15 protein-coding genes and 1 other RNA gene are annotated in these 18,095 nt (G+C 40.0%); 3 read left to right on the top strand and 13 right to left on the bottom strand.

Annotated features, from left to right (window positions below; translation table 11 throughout):
* Positions 1 to 92: 92 nt before the first annotated feature.
* From fni to ACTO1Y_RS04605, 11 genes are all read right to left on the bottom strand, one after another.
* Positions 93 to 1,094, bottom strand: a complete 1,002-nt coding sequence (gene fni / locus ACTO1Y_RS04555; RefSeq protein ID WP_441348508.1) for a type 2 isopentenyl-diphosphate Delta-isomerase — start codon at positions 1,092 to 1,094, stop codon at positions 93 to 95.
* A complete protein-coding gene (locus tag ACTO1Y_RS04560; protein WP_441348509.1) occupies positions 1,072 to 2,085 on the bottom strand; it encodes a phosphomevalonate kinase in 1,014 nt (337 codons plus the stop codon). The genes fni and ACTO1Y_RS04560 overlap by 23 nt, the downstream gene beginning before the upstream one ends.
* A complete protein-coding gene (mvaD, locus tag ACTO1Y_RS04565; protein WP_441348510.1) occupies positions 2,072 to 3,025 on the bottom strand; it encodes a diphosphomevalonate decarboxylase in 954 nt (317 codons plus the stop codon). Before mvaD ends, ACTO1Y_RS04560 begins: the two co-directional genes overlap by 14 nt.
* On the bottom strand, positions 3,007 to 3,885 hold the full coding sequence (gene mvk, locus ACTO1Y_RS04570; protein WP_235083847.1) for a mevalonate kinase: 879 nt from the start codon (positions 3,883 to 3,885) through the stop codon (positions 3,007 to 3,009). Before mvk ends, mvaD begins: the two co-directional genes overlap by 19 nt.
* 206 nt (positions 3,886 to 4,091) lie before the next feature.
* Positions 4,092 to 4,781 (bottom strand): response regulator transcription factor, encoded by a 690-nt coding sequence (locus ACTO1Y_RS04575; protein WP_441348511.1) that lies wholly within the window; start codon positions 4,779 to 4,781, stop codon positions 4,092 to 4,094.
* Positions 4,782 to 4,792: 11 nt separating this feature from the next.
* Positions 4,793 to 6,217 carry an NADP-dependent phosphogluconate dehydrogenase gene (gndA, locus tag ACTO1Y_RS04580; RefSeq protein WP_006150418.1) on the bottom strand — a complete coding sequence of 475 codons (1,425 nt, stop codon included), beginning with the start codon at positions 6,215 to 6,217 and terminating at the stop codon, positions 4,793 to 4,795.
* A 76-nt stretch (positions 6,218 to 6,293) separates the two neighbouring features.
* On the bottom strand, positions 6,294 to 7,733 hold the full coding sequence (gene mapZ, locus ACTO1Y_RS04585) for a cell division site-positioning protein MapZ (RefSeq protein WP_006150220.1): 1,440 nt from the start codon (positions 7,731 to 7,733) through the stop codon (positions 6,294 to 6,296).
* The gene (locus ACTO1Y_RS04590; protein ID WP_441348512.1) at positions 7,726 to 8,904 is read right to left on the bottom strand and encodes a THUMP domain-containing class I SAM-dependent RNA methyltransferase; all 1,179 of its coding nucleotides are present in this window, start codon (positions 8,902 to 8,904) and stop codon (positions 7,726 to 7,728) included. Before ACTO1Y_RS04590 ends, mapZ begins: the two co-directional genes overlap by 8 nt.
* An 82-nt stretch (positions 8,905 to 8,986) precedes the next feature.
* Positions 8,987 to 9,368: RNase P RNA component class B (gene rnpB, locus ACTO1Y_RS04595), an RNA gene on the bottom strand.
* A gap of 18 nt (positions 9,369 to 9,386) precedes the next feature.
* On the bottom strand, positions 9,387 to 9,722 hold the full coding sequence (gene gpsB, locus ACTO1Y_RS04600; RefSeq protein ID WP_441348513.1) for a cell division regulator GpsB: 336 nt from the start codon (positions 9,720 to 9,722) through the stop codon (positions 9,387 to 9,389).
* A gap of 69 nt (positions 9,723 to 9,791) precedes the next feature.
* Positions 9,792 to 10,319, bottom strand: a complete 528-nt coding sequence (locus ACTO1Y_RS04605) for an SLOG family protein (RefSeq protein WP_441348514.1) — start codon at positions 10,317 to 10,319, stop codon at positions 9,792 to 9,794.
* Positions 10,320 to 10,386: 67 nt separating this feature from the next.
* On the opposite strand from ACTO1Y_RS04605, the gene recU reads away from it, so the two are divergent.
* Both recU and pbp1a read left to right on the top strand, forming a co-directional pair.
* Positions 10,387 to 10,983, top strand: coding sequence for a Holliday junction resolvase RecU (recU, locus tag ACTO1Y_RS04610; RefSeq protein WP_441348515.1), 597 nt, complete (start codon positions 10,387 to 10,389; stop codon positions 10,981 to 10,983).
* Positions 10,980 to 13,127 (top strand): penicillin-binding protein PBP1A, encoded by a 2,148-nt coding sequence (gene pbp1a / locus ACTO1Y_RS04615; RefSeq protein WP_441348516.1) that lies wholly within the window; start codon positions 10,980 to 10,982, stop codon positions 13,125 to 13,127. Before recU ends, pbp1a begins: the two co-directional genes overlap by 4 nt.
* Before the next feature lie 76 nt (positions 13,128 to 13,203).
* On the opposite strand, the gene ACTO1Y_RS04620 is transcribed toward pbp1a, so the two are convergent.
* Positions 13,204 to 15,180: a peptide ABC transporter substrate-binding protein gene (locus tag ACTO1Y_RS04620; protein ID WP_375555696.1), complete on the bottom strand. Its 1,977-nt coding sequence runs from the start codon at positions 15,178 to 15,180 to the stop codon at positions 13,204 to 13,206.
* 201 nt (positions 15,181 to 15,381) lie between these two features.
* Between ACTO1Y_RS04620 and ACTO1Y_RS04625 the strand changes: the two genes are divergently transcribed.
* On the top strand, positions 15,382 to 15,864 hold the full coding sequence (locus tag ACTO1Y_RS04625; RefSeq protein WP_235083837.1) for an S-ribosylhomocysteine lyase: 483 nt from the start codon (positions 15,382 to 15,384) through the stop codon (positions 15,862 to 15,864).
* A 55-nt stretch (positions 15,865 to 15,919) separates the two neighbouring features.
* Here the strand turns inward: ACTO1Y_RS04625 and ACTO1Y_RS04630 are convergent, their stop codons facing one another.
* Positions 15,920 to 18,022 (bottom strand): AAA family ATPase, encoded by a 2,103-nt coding sequence (locus tag ACTO1Y_RS04630; RefSeq protein WP_441348517.1) that lies wholly within the window; start codon positions 18,020 to 18,022, stop codon positions 15,920 to 15,922.
* Positions 18,023 to 18,095 lie beyond the last annotated feature (73 nt).

The raw sequence follows: 18,095 nt of genomic DNA on the forward strand, positions 1-18,095 counted from the left end.
AACCGTCCTCTCTATTTTATTGTATCACAAAACCAAAATGTCACATCAGTCTGAGGAATGATAAAAAGACCGGGACCAAAATCCCGACCTCCTTATAGTTGATCTTTTGCTTCTTTTAATTTTCCATAAAGGAGATAGTCGACCTCTTGCAAATCCTCAATCCTTGCACAATTAAGGGCACACATAATCAAGCGTAGGTCTTCCTTCCAACCTTCAACAATGGAAATAACGACATCAACTGAGTAATTCTCAACCAGCTCTAACATGGTGCGTGAGAGTCCAACCGCCTTGGCTCCAAAGACCAAGCATTTGATGATGTCTAGTGGATTGCGAACACCTCCGCTTACCAGAAGCTCCATCTTATCTTTCCAGTCTTGGGCATTGATTAGAGCCTGCATGGTCGATTGCCCCCAATCATTGAGGTAGTCCCGTTGACCGCTACGACGATTTTCGATATAGGCAAAACTAGTTCCCCCACGGCCAGACAAATCAACCGTACGTATCCCCATCTCGTGCGCCTTAGCAATGGTCTTCACATCCATGCCAAAGCCGACTTCTTTTAAGACAAGGGGAACAGAGATTTGCTCAACATAATCTTTCAGATTATTTTGCCACAATCTAAATTGACGCTCACCTTCGGGCATGAGCAATTCCTGCATAACATTAACATGGACTTGCAAGAGAAGAGGATTCATCTCTTGGACCGTTTGTAGCCCCAGTTCAACAGGTTTATCCAAGCCAATATTGGTTCCGAAAAGAAGGTCAGGGTGATTTAACTTGACAGAGAAAGACTCGTCCGATGGATCCTTAAGAGCAGCACTGTAAGAACCTGTCACAAATAAAATTCCACAGGCCTCTGCCACCTGAGCCAATTTTTGATTGATTTCTCTGCCCCTGTCACTCCCACCTGTCATGGCGTTAATATAAAAAGGAAAACCCCATTTTCGCCCTGCAAATTCTGTCGAAAGATCAATCTCATCTAAGTCATATAAGGGTAGTGAGGAGTGGATTAACTCCACCTCATCAAAACTATTGTAAGAACTTTTTTGTTCAAGGGCATAGCGGATGTGCTCATCCTTCCGATTCGTCGTCATGTCCTATCCTTTCTTGATATAAGAGCTCAATTCCTAGATCAGCCCAGCGTTTTTTCAGTAATGTGGTCGAGTCTTGGTCAAAACTAAGGGCAATGCCGCAATCTCCACCACCGGCGCCACTACTTTTAGCAACAGCTTTCAAGTCATGACTGGCATTTTTTAATTGTCTGAGAGAAGGGGTGTAAATATCTGAACTCAAGTTTTCTAAGAGTTGACTAGCTTGTTCTAGTAGCTCCATTATCTTTTCTTCTTGGCCTTCATGCAATGCCTTCACCAAAGAGTCTACAGTTTCTTTTGAAGCCTGCAAAAAGCTAGTATTCATATTGTTCTTGATTTGCTTAACCATGTGACTAGACACCGCTACTTCCTTGGTCCAACCTACCAGAAAATCAAAGTCCAAGGCCGGTTCAACACTCCTAATAGAAAAGCCCCAATCACGTGCTAATACAGTTGGCAAGTCTTCCTTTTCTAGCCATTGTGCCACTTTCTCCCGGTCAAACGACTGATAGAGCACCAGGTCTTCTGAAACGATACAGGCGATGTCTCCCATGGAACCATTGTCTCCACGCTTGAGAAGTACAGCACTCGCCAATTTAAACAAGAGGTCTCTTTCAGCTGGTCTTTCATAGAGAGCAAGCATGGCCTTGATAACCAAGACAACGATACTACCACTAGAACCCAGACCAAACTTCTTGCCTTCACGTTCCATTTTCCCTCGAATCTCCAAGGAAAACGTCTGCAAATCAACTCCTTGGGCAGTCAGATAGTCCTCCACCAAGGCAACTGTTTCTTGAATCAAGGCATAAGAAGAATCCGGTCGCATATCTACACTATAAGTAAACATATCTGAGTAAAGTCGATAAACTTCTGAGGACTCAATCTCAGCCGTCATATAGATGGGAATGGCCTTCAGCAAGGCTAACTGCCCTGGCTCTAAAATGGCATACTCACCAGCCCAGTAGAGTTTCCCACAAGTTTTAACAATCGTCATCTTGGCTCAAATCCTTTGTTTTTGAAACGATTAAGCGATAGCGTTGACCTAAAAGTTCTGATAGATGTTCCAAGTCTTTTTCTAAACAAAGAACCTTGACATTAGGCCCCGCATCCATGGTGAAGTAACAAGATTCTCCTTGTTCTCTAAGCTGACGAACGAAATCCATAGCCTCATAACTCGCATCTGTGAGATAAGAGAACGGCGGATTTGCAGTTTTTGTCGTAGCATGCATGGCAAGAGCGTTCTTTTCTGTTAAAGCTCCAACCTTCTCAAAGTCATTTTCCTTGAGGTAGATCAACATATCCTTGTAATCTTGTTCAGACTGACGAATCCACTCCTCAAAAGTTGTCGAAGTTTCCACACAGAGTTTCATGCCATCTCGACTAGAGATTGGTTTTTTCTGGTCTTCCAAGACCAACATAATCATAGAGAGTTTCAAGTCAGTTTCAACTGGATAGATTTCTCCACTATCCTTGTCCCAAGCTGCTAAGGGACCATAAAAACTACGAGATGAAGAGCCCGATGCAAACTTAGCTTCCAAAGCCAATTCTTTACGATTTAGTCCTAATTGGAAATAGGCATTACATGCTTTTACCAGGGCAGACAAACCACTGGAACTTGAAGAAAGACCCGCTGCTGTTGGCATATTGTTCTTGGTATCGATACGAACAAAACCTGCCCCTTCAGGACGGTAGCGGTCAATGATTTTACTCATTTTGACATGCTCAGCTTCGTTTTGCAACTGACCATTGATGTAGAAAGCATCCGAGCTTGCATCTGCTGGCAAAGGTGAAAGTGTCGTCTCCGTATACATATTTTCTAAAGTCAGAGAGATACTGCTAGTCGCGGGAACCATCTCTTTTTCTTTTTTCTTACCCCAATATTTGATAATAGCAATATTGGCATAGGAACGTACTGTTACAGGCTTTCGATCCATGTCTGAACAGCTCCTTTCTCTTCTAATCTTTCTGCGAGTTCTTGTGCTTGACTGACATTAGCAACCAAGGCAATGATGCAACCGCCTAGACCACCACCACTCATCTTGGCTCCTAGAGCTCCATGTTCAAGGGCAGTTTCAACCAAGGCATCTGCCTCAGGGCTACTAACTCCGATTTCTTTTAGATTTCCATGAGCTTTGGTTAGAATTTCTCCCAGCTTCACGGCATCTTTTGTTTGAATAGCTTTTTCTGCTTCTTGGGTTAATTCTCCTAATGCATGCAAGAAAGGCAGAGCTTCCTTACCTTTGTTCTCTACGACTTGGATAGCTTCACGAGTATTTCCATAAACTCCAGTATCTGCAATGATCAGATAAGCTGACAAATCCATAGCTAATTCTTCAAAACCAACATTCTTGATAAAACGGATAGGTTGGTCACTAAGACAAGTCTTAGCATCTAAACCACTAGGATTCATATGGGCAATCATCTCCGCCCGATTGACCAAAATCTCTAAAACATCATGCGGAAGTTCTGCCTGGTAATAATCAAATACTGCACGAATGGCTGCAATACTTATGGCTGCTGAAGATCCCATCCCACGTTTTTCAGGAATAGCCGAGTCGATTTGACAACGGATGCAAGCATCTTTGATATTTAAATACTCGAGAGACGCATAAACAGCCATAGACAAGGTGTCCTCTTCAAACAGACGCCATGGTGTCGCCGCTGGTACCACTCGACAAGTCACTTCAACCTCTAAAAGAGGCAAAGAAATGGCTGGGTAGCCATAAACCACTGCATGCTCTCCGATTAAAATAATTTTACTATGTGCCTGACCGACACCAACTTCTTTTGTCATTTAATCCTACTATCAGATGAAAATCATCTTTTTCTAGATAAAATTTTAGAACTTTATTCCTTTCTATTTTATTATATTTTCACAAAAAAAGCGATTGTTTCCTTTCAGTTTCACCGAGCTAGAAATATATTTAATGATTAAATTAAAAAACGGTTTGAACTTGTTTAGATATTAAAAAAGCAGTTACATAACTGTAACTACTTTTACTACTCTTGCATGGTGTAACCAACACCACGCACAGTTTTGATGTAGCTCTTTTGACCTTTTACGTCAAGCTTGCTACGTAGATAACGGATATAAACATCCACAATATTGGTTTCGGTCGCACTTTCATACTTCCAAACACTTTCCAGCAACTGCTCACGAGTTAAGACCTTTTTGCTTCCCATAAGGGTTGCTAAAAGATCATACTCACGCCGAGTCAAAGCGATCATCTCATCGCCACGATAGACAGTGTGTTTTTCTAAATCCATACGCAGATTGCGATAGGATGTAGGAACCTTCATCTGACTACAATGTTGATCAATGAAGTCCCGACCTCGGAAAATCGCTGCAATACGATTGACCAAATCATCGATAATGACTGGTTTATAGATATACGAAACAGCGAAACGCTGGATTGTTTCAAGTTGGCCTTGCAATTCTTCTCGATGATCCAAAATCATGATAACCGACGCTGGCTTGGTGCGACTCAACTTATCTGCAAAATCCTGAGCTGTCATATCCCATAGATGAGCATTCAGTAAAATCAAGTCATAGTCTGTCTGAAGAGCCATGGAAAGGGCTTTTTGTCCCTCTTCTACCTGATCAACTCGGTATTGCTCTTTTTGGAGTTCCAGACTTAAAAAATGAGCTAGATTTCTTTCTTTCTCAAGTAACAAAATCCGTTTCCCCATGGCTGACCTACTTATTTTTCGTCATACCAAGAGTAGTGGAATGTTCCTTCTTTGTCTTTGCGTTTGTAAGTGTGAGCACCAAAGTAGTCACGTTGCGCTTGAATCAAGTTTGCTGGAAGATCAGCTGAACGGTAGCTATCAAAGTAAGTAATGGCTGCTGAGAATGTTGGTACTGGTACACCAGCTTGAACAGCAAGAGCTACGATGTCACGAACAGATTGTTGGTACTTAGCAGTAACATCCAAGAAGTACTCATCCAAAAGAAGGTTAGGAAGGTCTGCATCACGGTTGTATGCATCTGTAATCTTTTGCAAGAAACGAGAACGGATGATACATCCATCGCGCCAGATAGAAGCGATGTCAGCAAATGGTAAGTTCCAGTTATTCTCTTTAGAAGCTACTCGCAATTGCGCAAAACCTTGTGCATAAGAAATGATTTTTGAGAAGTAAAGAGCTTGGCGGATTTTTTCGATCAACTCAGCCTTGTCACCCTCAAATTTGAAAGCAGCTGGTTTTGGAAGAACTTTGCTAGCATGAACACGTTCTTCTTTGTAAGTAGAGATGTAACGCGCAAATACTGACTCAGTGATAAGAGACAATGGCACACCAAGGTCAAGTGCTGATTGGCTAGTCCATTTACCAGTTCCCTTGTTACCTGCAGCATCAAGGATATAGTCTACAATTGGTCCTTCATGACCTTCATCATCTTTACGGCTCAAGATATCAGCTGTGATTTCAATCAAGTAGCTGTCCAATTCACCCTTGTTCCACTCAGTAAAGATTTCAGCCATGTCTTCTGCTGAAAGACCAAGCAAGTGTTGCATAAGATCGTAGCTTTCTGCGATCAATTGCATGTCACCGTACTCAATCCCATTGTGGACCATTTTCACGTAGTGACCAGCTCCATCAGGACCGATGTATGTTACACATGGTTTTCCATCTTCTGGTGCTTTAGCAGAGATTTCTTCAAGAACATCTGCTACCAAGTCATAAGCTTCTTTTTGTCCCCCAGGCATGATAGAAGGACCTTCAAGGGCACCTTTTTCACCACCAGAAACACCTGTACCGATAAAGTTGATACCTGAGTTCGCCAATTCTTCATTACGACGAATAGTATCTTTATAGAAAGTATTCCCTCCATCGATCAAGATATCACCTTTATCCAAGTGTGGAAGAAGGGCTTGGATTGTTGCATCTGTACCAGGTCCTGCTTGAACCATAAGCATAATACGACGTGGTTTTTCAATAGAGTTTACGAAGCTTTCGATATCATAGCTTGGCACAAAGTTTTTATCAGGATGGCAAGCAATCACATCTTCAGTTTTTTCTTTACTACGGTTATAAATAGCAACTGTATAACCACGAGATTCGATATTAAGGGCAAGGTTACGACCCATTACGGCCATACCAACAACACCAAAGTTAGCTTTTGTCATGTGACACTCCTCTTATTTAATATGTTTTATTTTATCATGTTTATCTGTGAAAAGAAAGAATTTTATAACAATTTAACTAGTAGTCTAAATCATCAGCATGGCCAGAACCATTCCCTACAAAGTAACCTGTCTTACAGTTAAGGGTAAAGAGATAAGTTCCATCTGGTTTATAAAGATTGTAGTAACCATTGCCATTAACAATATTCACACGTTCCAAGATATATTTGTTTCCAGTGATGTATCCACGCGCACGTGATGTCTCAAGAATTCTTTCAAGGACACCATCTGCAAATGTCCAAGCAGGGTTACTGCTGTCATTAACAGCTGATTGATTGTACGGTACTCGGCTCACACCTCTTTGCAAATTAACGCCTTCACTCGATAAGCCACCATTAGTAGATGCAGAAGAATCGCTTATTGAAGTAGAGGGACTGCTTTCTGTAGTTGGACTTGACACTTCCTGGCTCGCTGCTGTTGTCGAATCTGTCGTCGTACTTGCTAGTTGACTCTTACCAAGACTGATTGCTTTATCTAGCAATTTATCAATTTCTGTATTTCCAGTTTTGATATCTGTAAATTTCGCGTCTGCTTTGATTTTTGCGTTTGTATCCAAGACACCATCTGTAATAGCTGGAGTTTCAAATTGAGAATTAACTTCTTGAATTGCTTTTATCTGAGTTTCCAAGCTATCATATTTTGATTTGGCAAGAGTATATTCTCTCGCTCCCTCAAGTTTATCCAGAAGCTCCTTCAATTGATTCAGTTGACTAAACTGGCTATTTTTAAGAGCCGTTTTGTTTTCATCGGTATAGAATGTATCGTAGAGAGTATTAAATTGTTCCAAAACTGACTGATTACTTACCAGACCTGAATCTGCCGCTTTCGTTTGAATTTCTTGAGAAGAACGAGAAATTTGGCGATAAACGTAATATGAACCTCCCAAAATTAAGAGGAAGACTAAAATAATGACTGACAGGATTGCCAATTTTTTCTTACTTTTTGGCTTCTCAATAGGCTGATCAGAACGAGACAAGGGTTGCAGTTGTTCGTCAGTTTCTTCATCAACTACTGCAGCTTGCGAATTAGCAACTTCAGCCATTTCAACAGCATCCAATTCGTTTTTAAAAGGTTGCTCGAGAACTTTTGTTTCTTCAGCATCAACTTCTTGAGCTACAATCTCCGTGGTCTCTGCAGCTACTGCATCTGCAATTGTTTCCCCTTCTGAACTTGATGTATTTTCTTTTTCAGTCGTTTCTCTCACTTCTTGAATCATATCATCCAAGCTTTGAGCAGGCTGGTCTTTTTTTGTTTGTAAATTTTCAAACTTATCAGCTTCGATTTCTTCACGATGTTGTTTAATATATTTGTCCAAGACCGTATCTTCTGGAGTTACACCTGCCTCAACTTCTTCGTTCTTACGAATGGCCTGACCAACCGTTAAATCTTTCGCTTCTTCAAATTCAAATTTAGATTCTTGCTCACCCTTATGATGGTGGTTACGTCTTTTCTTACTCATTTGCATTCCTTTCTAATTTGACATCTTGTCTTTTCACTCGTTGACCAAAATATTGATATAAATCAACTTTCAAGGTACCGTTATAGAGTTTCCGTTTTTTATCTGCCTGACTACCATATTTACTTTCAAAAGCTTCATCACTAGTCAGGATAAATTTACTCCATGTTTTAAGGGGGGCAAATACTTCTCCCATCTCAGCATAGAGCTTGGTTACTCCTGCATCATCTGACAAGCGTTCTCCATACGGTGGATTCGAAATAATAACTCCATTGATCTTGTCCGTTCGCAAATCCTGCACGCGCATCTGCTTAAAGTGGATACCCTTAGAAACTCCCGCAGCCTGAGCATTTGCCTTAGCAATTTCCACCATGCGGCCATCGATATCACAGCCCATGATGTCTAGCTCAATTTCACGATTAATCTTCTTGCTAGCTTCCGTACGAATTTGCTGAATTAACCGGTCGCTAACCCAGTTCCAATCCTCGAAAGCAAAGGAACGGCGTAAGCCTGGCGCCATATTACGAGCAATCATAGCTGCCTCAATACAGAAGGTTCCTGAACCGCAGGTCGGATCAATCAAGGGTTTATCAGGATACCAGTTTGATAATTGCAGAATTGCTGCTGCCATGTTCTCTTTAATAGGAGCCCCACCTTTTTCAGTACGATAACCACGTTTGAAAAGACTAGAACCTGTCGTGTCAATCATGATAGTCGCAATATCTTTAAGAATTGAAACCTCTATTTTAAACTCTGGACCATTTTCCATCAGCGGAACACCTTCTGGTCGAGCATAATGTTTCTGCAATTTCTTGACAACTGCCTTTTTAGAAATAGCTTGGACACTAGGTTCATTATGAAGTTTTGATTTGACACACTTAGCCTTAGAGATTGGGAAACGTGCTCCGAGTGGAAGATAGTTTTCCCAATCTAAGGCAAAAACTCCTTGAAAAAGCTCTTCAAATGTTTTTGCGGGAAAAGTCCCAACAACAATCTTAATCCTATCAGCAGCTCGTAGCCACAGATTGCTTTCAACAATTGTCTTCACATCTCCTTCAAAGCGAACGCGACCATTCTCAACTTGACAATCATAGCCAAGTGCACGCACTTCACGACCTACAACAGCCTCTAAACCCGCTGCAGCAGTCGCTATTATATTAAATGTTTGTTTCATGTCAGTCTTTAAAGACCTTTCTCTTGTTCACCTTTAAAAAATGAGGTTGAGAAAATTTCTCAGCCCCAACCTATATGCAATTTTCTATAAGCCATGTTTTGTTCCAGAAGTGACTAGGACCACTTCTTTCGATAATCATCTGTCTACCACTAACAGCTAGAAGCTGCTAGCAGTCAGAGTACTACGTTCGTTTCCGCGCACTCCATGCCCCGACCAAAATTTGGGTTGCTAGCTTGAGGGGTTTACCGCGTTCCACTCTCTCTGTTTCCAGAGAGACTTCGTCACTGTGGCACTTTCAGAGCTACTAAAACATATCCGAAAACTTAGTCTATTCACTCGCCGTAACGATTTCTCGTCCCTAGGCTTATGGTTTCGCCTAGCACAAACACTACAGGCATCACAGCCTGTGCTAGCATGGACTTTCCTCATGAAAAGATAAACTCTCCACGCGATTATCCAAAAATTGCACAACTGTATAATTCTTAGAAATCAGAATTTTCTACAATTTGTTTGCCAAATACTTCTTTTTCAAGACGATTCAAGCGTTTCAGGATATCAAAATTAGTCATAGAAGTCGTACTTCCAAACTCAGCAGGTTCAGACGTTACAGATACAGGTGCCGCCTGAGGTTTGTTCGCCAATTGCTCTTTCAATTCTGCGACTTCCAAACGTAGTGATTTAACCAACGCTGCATAGGTTTCATAGTCCTTGATAACGTCATCTAAGAATTCATCTACCTCTGCTTTACTGTATCCACGTACTTCTCTTCCAAAATCCTGCTCAAAAATATCCTTTGCTGTAAAAATAATACTTGCCATGTCTCTCTCCATTCTCAGTTACTAGTATTATTATATAAAAAAAGGCAAACAAAAAGCAAGGTCAAAGCCTCAATTTTCGGAAAAATTTTCGGCTATTTCGTTTAATTCCTCAAATGTTAATCTTTTTGTCATATAGTTGTCTTTCTTTTTCATCAGTTCGTAAAAAAATCTCATTTTTGTTTCGTTATCTTCGTCGTAAAAAATATAGGCGCCATCCGTATTTTCGAGTAAAAAAATCTGATAATCTCTCAATTGGCCTTTGTGCTCATAAGTTGGATAGGCATATTTGACAAAATCGACCTGTTTAAAATCACTCAATTTGACCTGGTTAGCCTCATTCCAGTTTGATCCATGTGTCTCAAAATCAAAAATAGTCGCTAGTTGAAATCCATAGGCCTCCTTCATGTCTCTAGCTACTTCTAAGACCCAGTGTTCAAAACCAAGAGAGCCTGTGAAAACTAGCCATTTTAACCCTTCCTCAGCTAATCTTTCCAAATCTCTACGAATGGCTTTTTTGATAATTTTTAACCGAATATCCTTTTCATTTAACAATCCTAAATCAAAAGCTGAGTATCCTAAAACCAAGGCTGTATGCATTTTTTCACCCTTTCTGTGCACCTTTATGGTATAATAGAGTGATGTTATTGTACCAATAAGGAGAATTATGGTCAACTATCCTCATAAACTTTCATCAAAAAAAAAACAACAAGTCTCCTCACAAACTAAAAATTTCGCAAATCGTGGGATGACCTTTGAAAAGATGATCAATGCTACAAACGAGTATTATCTGACACACGGTTTGGCTGTCATCCATAAAAAACCAACTCCTGTTCAGATTGTCCGCGTAGACTATCCTCAGCGTAGTCGTGCTAAGATTGTTGAAGCTTATTTTAGACAAGCATCAACTACCGATTATTCTGGAGTTTATGAAGGGTTTTACATCGATTTCGAAGCCAAGGAAACCAAGCAAAAACATGCGATTCCGATGAAGAACTTCCATCCTCATCAGATTCGGCATATGGAACAAGTCCTTGATCAAAAAGGGATTTGCTTTGTCCTTCTTCATTTTTCTTCTTATCAAGAAACGTATTTATTGCCGGCACTTGACCTCATCCGTTTTTATCATCAGGATATGGGTAAAAAGTCAATGCCGCTTGACTATATCAAAGAATTCGGTTATGTGATTGAGCAGTCTGCCTTTCCACAAATTCCTTACCTTGATACAGTCAAACAACATTTACTAGGTGGTAAAACAATATGAACAAACAAACTATCTTACGCATCGCTAAATACCTTGGCATTGGTGTAATTAGCTTATTTATCGCAGCTTTCCTACTTGGTGGTGGTGTATTTCTTTACTATGCAAACAAAGCTCCTGAACTTTCCGAGAGTAAACTTGTTGCAACTACATCAAGTAAAATTTATGATAGCAAAAATGAACTAATCGCAGATTTAGGTTCGGAACGTCGTGTTAATGCTCAAAGTAGTGATATTCCTACTGATCTTGTCAATGCGATTGTCTCTATCGAGGATCACCGTTTCTTTAACCACAGAGGAATTGATAGCATTCGTATAGCAGGAGCATTCCTTCGTAACCTTCGAAGCAATAGTGGTCTTCAAGGTGGATCAACTTTGACTCAGCAGTTAATTAAATTAACTTACTTTTCAACATCGACAGCTGATCAAACCCTATCCCGTAAAGTTCAAGAGGCTTGGTTAGCTATCCAGCTAGAACGAACTGCGACTAAGCAAGAGATCTTGACCTATTACATCAATAAGGTCTACATGTCAAACGGTAACTATGGTATGCAGACAGCTGCGGAAAACTATTATGGTAAGGACCTCAAAGACTTATCCATTCCTCAGCTAGCACTCTTAGCAGGTATGCCACAGGCTCCAAATCAATACGATCCTTATTCTCATCCTGAAGCTGCCCTTGAAAGACGAAACCTTGTTTTGTCAGAAATGCAAAGACAAGGATACCTTACAGCCGAACAATATGAAGCAGCCATCAATACTCCAATCACAGATGGACTTCAAAGTCTAAAATCTGTTAATAGCTATCCACAGTACATGGATAACTATCTTAAAGAGGTTATTGACCAAGTAGAACAAGAGACAGGTTATAATCTATTAACAACAGGTATGGAAGTCTATACAAACGTCGACCAAGAGGTACAAAAACACCTTTGGGACGTCTATAATACTGATCAATACGTAAACTATCCTGATGATGATATCCAAGCAGCTTCTACTATCATTGATGTATCAAATGGTAAAGTTATTGCCCAACTCGGATCTCGTCACCAAGCTAGCAATGTATCCTTTGGTACTAACCAAGCAGTGGAAACAAACCGTGACTGGGGTTCAACTATGAAACCAATTACGGACTATGCACCTGCACTTGAGTACGATATCTATGACTCAACTGCTTATATGCTTAAGGATGTACCATATAACTTCCCAGGTACTAGCACTCCAGTCTACAACTGGGATCGTGGCTATTATGGTAACATCACTCTTCAAACTGCTATCCAACAATCTCGTAACGTACCAGCAGTTGAAACTCTCGATAGAGTTGGACTCGATAAAGCCAAAAAATTCTTAAACGGACTTGGCATTGATTATCCAACCATGGTATATGCAAACGCAATTTCAAGTAATACGACTGAATCAGGTAAACAGTACGGTGCAAGTAGTGAAAAAATGGCTGCCGCCTATGCTGCATTTGCTAACGGTGGTATCTATCACAAACCAATGTATATCAATAAAATTGTCTTTAGCGACGGTAGTTCAAAAGAGTTTTCTGATCAAGGTACTCGTGCTATGAAAGAAACAACAGCTTATATGATGACCGAGATGATGAAAACAGTACTATATTATGGAAACGGTACTGGTGCTTACATTTCTTGGTTACCTCAAGCCGGTAAAACTGGTACATCAAACTATACTGATGCTGAAATTGAGAATCATATCAAAACCGATCAATATGTCGCTCCTGATGAAATGTTTGTTGGTTATACCCGTAAGTATTCAATGGCAGTCTGGACCGGTTACTCAAACCGCCTTACTCCAATCGTTGGTGATGGCTTTACTGTTGCCACTAGCATCTATCGTTCAATGATGCAGTATCTAGCCGAGGATGACCATCCCGGTGATTGGACCATGCCAGAAGGACTCTATAGAAGTGGAGATTACATCTTTAAGAATGGTGCACGTAATAATTGGATAACTCAAACTCCTCAACAGCCTATTACAGAAATTTCAAACGCAACAACAGAAAACCAAACCTCTGTCACTGAAGCTACTAACTCTAATACCACCCAAAATCCTTCGATACCAAATACGAATCAACCTCCTCAACAAAATCCTCGACAAAATCAAAATCCTCGAGGACAACAATAATCAAAAAACCTAGGAAACTATTCCTAGGTTTTTTGTATTTAAAAAAGGTGGAGTTAATCACTAACTCCACTTTCTTTTATTTTACATGGTTTGCAAGATCTTCTTGCGCTTTTTTATTGGATTCTTCTTTTTCTTTCTTCCATTTATCTTGAGCTTTTTGATATTCATCAGCAGTTACTGGTTTATCTTGAAGTTCAAGGTATTTGTACAAGAGAGGTTCAGTTGTTCCCTTGTTACCTGAGTAAGCAAATGGAAGCGTAAATGGTACCATCTTAGACAACATTGGACGTCCAGTTTGAGAAGATGTTGGAATAATCAAAGCGCTATCTGTCAACCAAGCTTGAGCTGCAGCATATTTGTCATAACGTTTTGAAACGTCAGTGTTTTCATTTCCAGCTTCAACAACCATCTTTTCGTAGTCTTCCAAACCAACTTGTTTGGCAGCAGCATTATTTGTTCCTGCATCAAATCCTAGGTAAGTTTTAGTGTTTTCACCGACTGATGGTTTGATGATATCAAGGTAAGTAGATGGGTCTGCAAAGTCTGGAGTCCAACCAACGTTATCTGAAAGGTCCCAATCTTCCCCAGCAGCTGATTCTGCAAAGTAAGTGACATTGAGAACTTCATCTTTTGGAAGTTGTTGGATATCAACGACTACGTTATCAGTTCCTAATGTTGCTTCAAGTGATTGTTTCAATGATTGAACACGTTGTACTTTTGTAGTACTTGTTTGGTCAACCGGCATATCCAAGTGAATTGGGAATTGAACACCTTCTGCTTGGAGAGCTGTCTTAGCTTTAGCAAATTCTGCTTTTGCTTTTTCTGGACTGTAAAGACCGTCTTGAGCATCGTCTAGGTTAACATCTTTCCACTCGTCACCATAGGTCACCAATTTTTCCTTAACTAATTCACCAAAGTTTTTACCATCTGCTTGAACAAATGTTGGTGGTACGAACAAGTTACGAAGAAGTTTTGTTGCTCCACTTTCTCCATTGATTTGAGAAGTATAAGCTGTTCTATCAATACCGAAGGCAATCGATTGACGGAAGTCTTTGTTAAGGAGAGCTTTCTTAGTTGAAGTTTTTTGCTCATCTGTAGTCTTAGAAGTATATTTATAAGACTGACGATCAATATTGGTACCAATTAAGTAAGTTGAAGAATCTTGTGGTGTATAAACGATATTGTCTTTAAACTCTTTTTCAGTTTCAGGATAACTTGCACTTGTTGGGAATAGACGAGCCGTTGAGAAACCACCAGACTTAAAGGTTTCTGCAGGTTTGTTTGTATCTTGACCATCCCAGAATGAGAGTTTTACTTTATCAATATGAACATTGTCCTTATCCCAGTAGTTTGGATTTTTTTCAAATTCTACTGAAGATTTAGCTACCAATGATTTCAACAAGTACGGACCGTTATAAAGGATACTACTTGGATCAGTTGCTTTGGCAAAGTTACTTCCTTGTGAAGTAAGGAATTCTTCATTGACCGGTGCAAGAACACCCATAGTTGTTTTAGAGTTCCAGAAGCTTTCAGGTTTGTTCAAAGTGTATTGAACTGTCTGATCATCAATTGCCTTGATTCCAACTTCAGAAAAGTCTTTAACTTCACCTTTCACATATGCATCAAGACCCTTAATAGAATCTTGAACGAGATAAAGTGCTTCTGATTTATTGTCAGCTGCATATTTAAGACCTGTTACAAAGTCTTGAGCTTTCACAGCTGCGTACTCTTCACCTTCAGAAGTATACCATTTAGCATCTTTACGGATTGTGTAAGTGTAAGTCAAACCATCTTGAGATACAGACCAATCTTCTGCCATTGATGGCACAAAGTTTCCGTAGCGGTCATTTTCCATCAAACCGTCAATGACGTTACTAGTGATATTAGCAGTTGCTGCTTTACCAGTTGTCAAATAGTTGAGGTTGTCTGGGTCGGTTTCATACGTGTAAGAAAAAGTTTTCTCACCTTTTGCGCTCGAACCTGAACAAGCTGCCAAAACACCTGACGCTAACAGAGTCACTCCTGCTAGGGCCATTACTTTTGAAAATTTCATAATAAACTCCTTTATGACTTTTTATACATTATAGTCCCTTTTTCGCCAAGTGTCAATACAATTGAATTTTTCAAATTGATTTGAAAATATTTTTTCCTATTTCTAACTTTTCAATAAACATCTGATACAAAGTTCTTTTTTTGACAATTATCAAATAAATCTTTATGATATAATGAAAGAAGAAAGTTGAAAGGAAATACTATGACAAAAGAAGTTATTGTTGAAAGTTTTGAACTTGACCACACCATTGTTAAAGCACCTTATGTCCGTTTAATCGGAGAAGAAACAGGTCCAAAAGGAGATATCATTTCTAACTTTGATATCCGCTTGGTTCAACCAAATGAGGACTCTATCCCTACTGCCGGCCTCCATACGATTGAGCACCTCTTGGCTAAGCTTATCCGTACTCGCATTGACGGCATGATTGATTGTTCCCCATTTGGTTGTCGTACAGGTTTCCATATGATTATGTGGGGACGTCATACTAGCGCTGAAATTGCTGCTGTCATCAAGGATTCACTAAAGGAAATCGCTGAGACTACAACTTGGGAAGATGTTCCTGGAACAACCATTGAGTCTTGTGGTAACTACAAGGATCATAGCCTTTTCTCTGCTAAGGAGTGGGCAAAATTGATTCTTGAACAAGGAATTTCAGACGATGCTTTTGAGCGTCATGTCATTTAACAAAAAAAGAACCAGCTTTTCAGCTGGTTCCTTTTTTGATTCACAAAACATTGATTTAGGCTTTTTCACGAATGACCAAGACACCATCTTCCATGTCAGCTTCAAGGTGTTTAGCATCAAGATTATCCAAATGGAAGTCTGTTACTTTGTCACGGATTTGTTGTTCAACTACTCGACGGAGTGGACGAACACCCATCACTTCATCATAACCTTCTTCAGTCATGTATTCTTTGGCTGCATCGCTCACTGCCAAGTCGATTTCTTTCTTAGAAAGAGTCTTATTGACATCAATCAACATCAAATCAACAATCTTAGAAAGATCTTCCTTACTCAAATGTGAGAATTCAATAACAGCATTGAAACGGTTGAGGAATTCTGGACGGAAGTAAGGTTTCAAACGATCCATAAGTTTTGGTTTATCAGCATCTTCTGTCAAGTTCGCTTCATAGCCAAATCCTGCATTTGAAGTTGCGATAATCACCGTATTCTTGAAGTTTACAGTGTTACCTTGACCATCTGTCAAACGACCATCATCCAATACTTGAAGAAGAAGAGTGATGACTTGAGGGTCAGCCTTTTCAATTTCGTCGAGAAGGACGATTGAGTATGGGTTACGGCGAACACGTTCTGTCAAAGTATTGTTGTTGTCATCATAACCAACATAACCAGCTGTTGTACCAATCAATTTAGAAACGGCTGTGCGGTCACTGTATTCTGACATGTCCAAACGAATGATGGCATCTTTAGTACCGAACATATCAAGTGCCAATTGTTTAGCCAATTCTGTTTTACCAACACCAGTAGGTCCTACAAAGAGGAAGCTACCGATTGGGCGATTTCCTTCATCAAAACCTGCACGGTTCCGACGAATCGCTTTGGCAACGGCTTCAACAGCCTTGTCTTGACCGATAACCTTAGTTTGCAAACGGTGGCCCATATCTTTCAAACGTTCAATATCAGTTGCACCCATTTGTGAAACAGGAATACCTGTCATACGTTCTACAGACTCAGCTACGTCATTTACAGTCGCTGTAACCTTGTGATCTTCTGTATGGTTAGCAATTTGCTTTTCAAGTTCTTCGATACGAACTTTTGCATTTAAAGCCGCTTCATAATCTTCTTTAGCAGCTGCAGCTTCTTGTTTAGCTTTTTCTTCTTCAATTTCATGTTCCACAGCATGTACATCTGTCACTGGGTGTTGTGCTGCCAAGTGAGCAGCTGTCACATCAACAAGGTCGATAGCCTTATCTGGCAAGCTACGTTGTGGAATATATTGAACAGAGTAATCAACAGCCGCTTTCAATACTTCATCTGGCAAGATAACATTGTGGTGTTGTTGATAAAGATCGCGAATCCCTTGGAGAATCTTGAAAGTATCTTCAGCAGATGGTGCATTAACTTTTACTTCGTTGAAACGACGAGCAAGAGCAGCGTTTTTCAAGATTGTATTACGATATTCATCTTGAGTTGTTGCACCAATCACGGTCAATTCCCCACGTGAAAGAGCTGGTTTCAAGATATCAGCAAGTCCTTTAGATCCTTGACCATCCCCTGTGCTACCTGCGCCAAGGATTTGGTGAATTTCGTCGAAGAAGAGGATAATATTCCCAGCTTCCTTGACTTCGTTTACCAAGTTTTGAATATTTTCTTCAAAGCTACCACGGTATTGAGTACCAGCTTCAAGTCCAGAAATATCAATTGAAATGATTTCTTTGTTCTTGATTGCTGCTGGAACATCACCATTCACAATAGCTTGTGCAAGGCCTTCTACTACAGCAGTTTTACCAACACCAGCATCACCGACAAGAACTGGATTGTTTTTTGTACGACGAGAAAGAATTTCAGAAGTTTCTTGAATTTCCTTGTTACGTCCAATAACCGGATCTAGCTTCCCTTCACGAGCTTCAGCAGTTAAATTACGTCCAAGTTTAGCAAGAATACCGTCTTGTTTCATACCTTTCCCTTGAACGTACTGAGCTTGATCACTTCCTTCGCTAGGAAGTTGACCTGTTTGACGGTAAATCGCGAATTCTTCAGGTGTTACTTCACGACCGTTAATCAAATAACGACGATTTTCTGAACTGTATCCACGCATACCACCCATCAATTGGTTAAACAAATCATCCATGTTGTTAAAGTTATTAAAGTTGTTATTCATATTTCATACCTCGTTAAATTCAAAATTAGTTAGTCAAATTAATTTGACTTTCTCTGACCTTTGTTTTAAAAAT

Source organism: Streptococcus sp. V728, from assembly GCF_052077995.1.
GTDB lineage: Bacteria > Bacillota > Bacilli > Lactobacillales > Streptococcaceae > Streptococcus > Streptococcus infantis_B.

What these genes read in the sequence shown, in the direction of transcription:
- fni (WP_441348508.1), bottom strand. Translation starts at nt 1,094, where the DNA reads ATGACGACGAATCGGAAGGATGAGCACATCCGCTATGCCCTTGAACAA.
- ACTO1Y_RS04560 (WP_441348509.1), bottom strand. Translation starts at nt 2,085, where the DNA reads ATGACGATTGTTAAAACTTGTGGGAAACTCTACTGGGCTGGTGAGTAT.
- mvaD (WP_441348510.1), bottom strand. Translation starts at nt 3,025, where the DNA reads ATGGATCGAAAGCCTGTAACAGTACGTTCCTATGCCAATATTGCTATT.
- mvk (WP_235083847.1), bottom strand. Translation starts at nt 3,885, where the DNA reads ATGACAAAAGAAGTTGGTGTCGGTCAGGCACATAGTAAAATTATTTTA.
- ACTO1Y_RS04575 (WP_441348511.1), bottom strand. Translation starts at nt 4,781, where the DNA reads ATGGGGAAACGGATTTTGTTACTTGAGAAAGAAAGAAATCTAGCTCAT.
- gndA (WP_006150418.1), bottom strand. Translation starts at nt 6,217, where the DNA reads ATGACAAAAGCTAACTTTGGTGTTGTTGGTATGGCCGTAATGGGTCGT.
- mapZ (WP_006150220.1), bottom strand. Translation starts at nt 7,733, where the DNA reads ATGAGTAAGAAAAGACGTAACCACCATCATAAGGGTGAGCAAGAATCT.
- ACTO1Y_RS04590 (WP_441348512.1), bottom strand. Translation starts at nt 8,904, where the DNA reads ATGAAACAAACATTTAATATAATAGCGACTGCTGCAGCGGGTTTAGAG.
- gpsB (WP_441348513.1), bottom strand. Translation starts at nt 9,722, where the DNA reads ATGGCAAGTATTATTTTTACAGCAAAGGATATTTTTGAGCAGGATTTT.
- ACTO1Y_RS04605 (WP_441348514.1), bottom strand. Translation starts at nt 10,319, where the DNA reads ATGCATACAGCCTTGGTTTTAGGATACTCAGCTTTTGATTTAGGATTG.
- recU (WP_441348515.1), top strand. Translation starts at nt 10,387, where the DNA reads ATGGTCAACTATCCTCATAAACTTTCATCAAAAAAAAAACAACAAGTC.
- pbp1a (WP_441348516.1), top strand. Translation starts at nt 10,980, where the DNA reads ATGAACAAACAAACTATCTTACGCATCGCTAAATACCTTGGCATTGGT.
- ACTO1Y_RS04620 (WP_375555696.1), bottom strand. Translation starts at nt 15,180, where the DNA reads ATGAAATTTTCAAAAGTAATGGCCCTAGCAGGAGTGACTCTGTTAGCG.
- ACTO1Y_RS04625 (WP_235083837.1), top strand. Translation starts at nt 15,382, where the DNA reads ATGACAAAAGAAGTTATTGTTGAAAGTTTTGAACTTGACCACACCATT.
- ACTO1Y_RS04630 (WP_441348517.1), bottom strand. Translation starts at nt 18,022, where the DNA reads ATGAATAACAACTTTAATAACTTTAACAACATGGATGATTTGTTTAAC.